This window comes from Streptomyces sp. B15 (genome assembly GCF_018070605.1).
Classification (GTDB): Bacteria; Actinomycetota; Actinomycetes; order Streptomycetales; family Streptomycetaceae; genus Streptomyces; species Streptomyces smyrnaeus.
The window spans coordinates 1-4,060 of sequence record NZ_JAGPXJ010000034.1; the positions used below are offsets into that span (position 1 = coordinate 1).

The following is a 4,060-nucleotide window of genomic DNA, read 5'->3' on the forward strand; positions in this document are numbered from 1 at the left end:
TGCCCGGAAGCGCGGCCGGGGGCGCTGATGGCAGTGATGCCGAGGTCGAAGGCGACTGCGGCGACGCGGGAGTCGGGGTCGGTCAAGGCGGTGGCCCTGGCGAGAATCCAGGCGGCCGAAGCGATGGTGCCCTCAGCTGCCTGCATGGAGCCGGACACGTCGACGGCGATTCCTACACGCAGGGGCGGGGAGGGCACGTTCCGGTGGTGGGTGCGGCGCCACGGACGCGCGGTCGGTGTAGCGCCCGCCGCCGCTTGAGCGTCCCGGACCAGTGCCCCGCGCATGTTCAGCCGCCCAGGAGGCGCGGCCGAGGAGGTCTGGGTCGTCACGCGTTCCCGGTGAGCCGCATTCCGCAGTGCACGGGCCAATTGCCCGGCTGCCGACTTCTCCGCCGCCAAGGGCAAGCGGGTTCCGGCAAGGGGGCTGGGCGGGCTGTACCCGAGTGCGGCGAGTCCCTCGCCGTCCTCTCCGGGGACGTAGGGGGTCGTCTGGCCGGGCGCGAAAACCTTCTTCGCCATATCGGCGGCCTGCTTCTTGTGAGCGGCCTGGGCCTTCTTCGCCTCGGCCCGTGCCTGCTGTGCAGCCTCGGCCGCTACCGCTGCGGCAGCGACAGCGGCCTCGCTGGCGGCAACCCGCCGCACCACCCGGGCCACAACCTTCTCCAGCCCCTCGCCACTGGCCCGCCCGGAACCGCCGGACTCGCCGTCTTCTCCGGCCTCTTCCCTGGGGTCCTTGCCGAGGTTGGGCGCGGGCTGGTCCGGGTCCTGCCCAAGCGTGTCGCACCACGCACGAGCGTGGTCGAGCATGGAGTCCCCGTCGGTGTCGGCCGTCTTGTGAGCCGCCTGCCAGATTCCGCCCAGTGTGGCCAGCAGGTCGCTGCCCAGGATGTTGCTCACTGCCTCGTTGAGGGCCCGGGTCTCGTCGTCGTCGAGGATTCCGGCATCCCGGCGGGCGAGGATCAGCCCTGCCGCGTAGGCGGCGGCCCACCGGGTCGGCGGGGTGTAGGTGGGGAAGTCGGGCATGACCAGCCGGGCCACGCAGGCGCGCAGCCAGCGGCGGTCGTGCGGGCGGCGGTCCAGGTGCGCGGCTTCCGCACGCGACTCCTCCAACAACGCCCCCGCCGCATCTACAGCGCTGCCGCGCAGTGCGGAAGGCGGCGTCCAGCATGAGTGCGCGGCGTGGGCCGCCTCGTGCACCACGGCACCCCACGCAGCCGGGTACTTCTCCTCGTCCCCCGCACGGGCCGGACTGATCTCGGCCGGGCGGAGCGGGGCGAACACGGACGTGGCGACTTCCATGGCGGCGAGGTCCGGGATGAACAACGCCTTGGCGCCTGCCCGGGTGCGCGGCAGGCAGCTGACCACAACGTCGCGGCGGTCTGCCAGTTCGGGAATGCGGCCGGTGAGTTCGGCACCGACCCGAAGCCATTCGGCTTCCCGGGCGGTCGCTGACAGGGACGGGGTTGGCAGCGGGGCGCCGTCGTCCTCCCAGCGGGCCAGCCCGAGCTCCTCCTCGGTGGGCGGGGGCCATCCGTGATGAACGTGAGCGTGTGCGGGCATGACGCAGAGTTCCCTTTCATCAGGTGTGTTCGGGTGCGGGGCCCGGCGGTGCATGCGGCGGGGGGCACCGCCGGGCCATCGGGGTGGGGTTAGAGCTGGCGGCCCAGGGACAGTGGTCGGGCGCGGTGTCCGGTGACCTTGCGGACGAGGTCAGCAACCACATCCCGGTCTTCCAGGGGGGCGATGCCGATCAGGTTGGCGAACGCCGCCTCGGCCCCGAGTACGGCCTCGACCTTCTGAAAGGCCAGCAGTTCGCGAAGCTGGGGCGCCCACCCGACCTCGCCTTTTTCCTGGAGCCGGGCCAGGTTCCGGGCGATCGTCACCGCCTTCGGGCGGATCTTGAGCGCTTCGGCGAGGTCGTAGTCGGAACCAACTTGGATCTGTACGGAAAACCGGGAGGCCAGCGCCTCGGTCAGTACGGCGCCGTGCACGCCGGGGTTGTGCCCGGCGATCACGTAGAACCCTTCAGCGGCGGTGATCGTCTCGCCTTTGTGGGCCTTGACCTGGATTTGCCGCCGCCCGTCCATGGCGGGGTACAGGGCAGCCAGCACTTTTGGCGAGATCAGGGTCGCGTCATCGACCAGCAGCGCGCGGCCCTCCTGCATGGCGGTGACCAGCGGGCCGTAGACGAACTCGTATCCGCCGCCTTCGCGCTGGGTGTATTCGCCGATCAGGTCGGCCACTTCGGTGTCACCGTCTCCGGCCAGGGTGATCAGGTCGGGGAAGGCCGCCTCGATCACCGAGGTCTTACCGGTGCCCGGCGGCCCGTACAACAGCACCGGCACACCTGCTTTTCGCAGGTTGCGCAGCGCCTCCACGTCCGGCATCTGCGCCAACTCGCGCGGGTGGTATTTCATCCCGTTGGGCCGTGTGATGGGGCTCGGCCTACCGCTCTGTGCGCCGGTCGGAGCGGGTGCCGAAGCGGAGGGGGGCGCAGGCTTGTGCTGCCGCGCAGCAGTGGCCGCCGGGGGTGCGGCAGACTTGGCGCCCGTTCCGGGACGTCCGCGCTGGCGCTGGGCGGACGGGGTGACGCTCACCGTCTGCGCTGCGGCGGCCGTCGCGGCGTTGGCCCGGTAGGTGCGCGGGTTGTCGGCGATCCGAACGGCCTCGCCCCGGGCGACCAGTTTCTCCAGTGCGTTCCCGATGGCACCGCCGGAGTTGCCCAATGTCCGCACCACCTCCCCTACGGTGAAGTGCCGTTGGGAATCGTCGGCCAGCACCCGGGCCACCCGCGCCCGCAGTTCCCCGGGCCGTGCCTTCCCGGTGGAAGCTGATGCGGTATTGGGGGCGGGAACGGGGGAAGCAGCGGCGGAAGTAGGGGCGTGGGCGGCGGCGGTTTTCGGCATGGCGGTACCTCCGTACGGCGCAACAGGACTTCGAACCGGTGGTGATCAGGGGAAGTGCGGCGGAGCAGATGCGGCTCAACGCCCACGCCCCGGGAAGCTCAGTTGAGGGGGGTGCAGCGGGGGCAGCCCAGGGGCTGGGCAGGGGACTGCCCCCGGCAGAAAGGTGCTCAGCCGATGCGGCTGTCGGTGCCGCTCTGGCACGGCGGCTCCGGGGCCAGCGGCAGCGGCGACTCCCGGTTCATCAGCCACTCATCCGCCGCCTCCGGGGTGGGGAAGGCACCTTCGCGCACTGTGTAGGACTCGAAGGATGGGGCGACCTTTTCGAGGAAGACTCGGCAGGGCCGTTCCGCTGCGTCAGGGTGGTTGTCGCGCATCAGGACGGTGACCTCAATGCCGTCCCGGAAGGTGCCGGGGTTGTGGGTGTGGTGGTACAGCAGCGTGTACCGGCCTTCCGGGCTGTAGCGCAGTTGGTCTTGCAGCCGTGATGTCAGGGTGTCCGCCGGGCGCGGGCCGGGGAATTGGTCCGGCTTGATCGCGTCTGTGGGGCAGCCTTCCGACAGCAGCCAGTTCAGGGCCAGTGGTTCGGTGGGCAGGCGTTCGGCGTTGATGGTGAACGTACGCCCGATGAGATCGCGCGCGATGTGCACGGCCACGTACTCAGCCGTGCCCGGGGCGTTTTCCCAGACAGCCGCTTTGTCGTAGCACAACAGGTAGGTGTCACGGCCGTCGGCGGTGTGGTGCACAGCCAGCACCGCGTACATGTCGTCGTTGAGCGTGATGGCGTCGAAGTCCCATTCCACGGATTCCGACTCCGGCTCGAATCCGTCAATACGGTAGTCCGGTGCGGCTGCGGCAAACTGCGTGTTCATCGAAGTACCTCCCACAGATACACTTCTCCCGTCACCGCTTTTCACGCGGTCAATTAACGGGGATTTCGGTTTCCTGTTTTCCAGGAACACAACGACCGTAACTCGCCCCCGCCGCACGCTCAAGCAATACCCGGGCTGCGAATCGCTCCTCTTTCTGCGAATTCACGACGCCTTTCTCGGGGAATTCACGGTTCTACGACTCGAAGTGTCGTCCCATGTGCCCGGCACGACAGTTTCCAAGGAATCGCGCGTGTTTTGGAGTCACACGATCGGCTGATGCGGCGCG

The 4,060-nt window shown here is 69.4% G+C and carries 3 protein-coding genes; all 3 read right to left on the reverse strand.

What is annotated here, in order from left to right; translation table 11 throughout:
* Positions 1-1,559, reverse strand: a 1,559-nt coding sequence (locus KBY19_RS17255) for a hypothetical protein (RefSeq protein ID WP_210966089.1), incomplete at its 3' end; no start/stop codon positions are given.
* Between the two features lie 89 nt (positions 1,560-1,648).
* Complete coding sequence (locus KBY19_RS17260) at positions 1,649-2,788, reverse strand: AAA family ATPase (protein ID WP_210966132.1); 1,140 nt, start codon at positions 2,786-2,788, stop codon at positions 1,649-1,651.
* A gap of 284 nt (positions 2,789-3,072) precedes the next feature.
* Positions 3,073-3,864: a hypothetical protein gene (locus KBY19_RS17265; RefSeq protein WP_210966090.1), complete on the reverse strand. Its 792-nt coding sequence runs from the start codon at positions 3,862-3,864 to the stop codon at positions 3,073-3,075.
* Positions 3,865-4,060 lie beyond the last annotated feature (196 nt).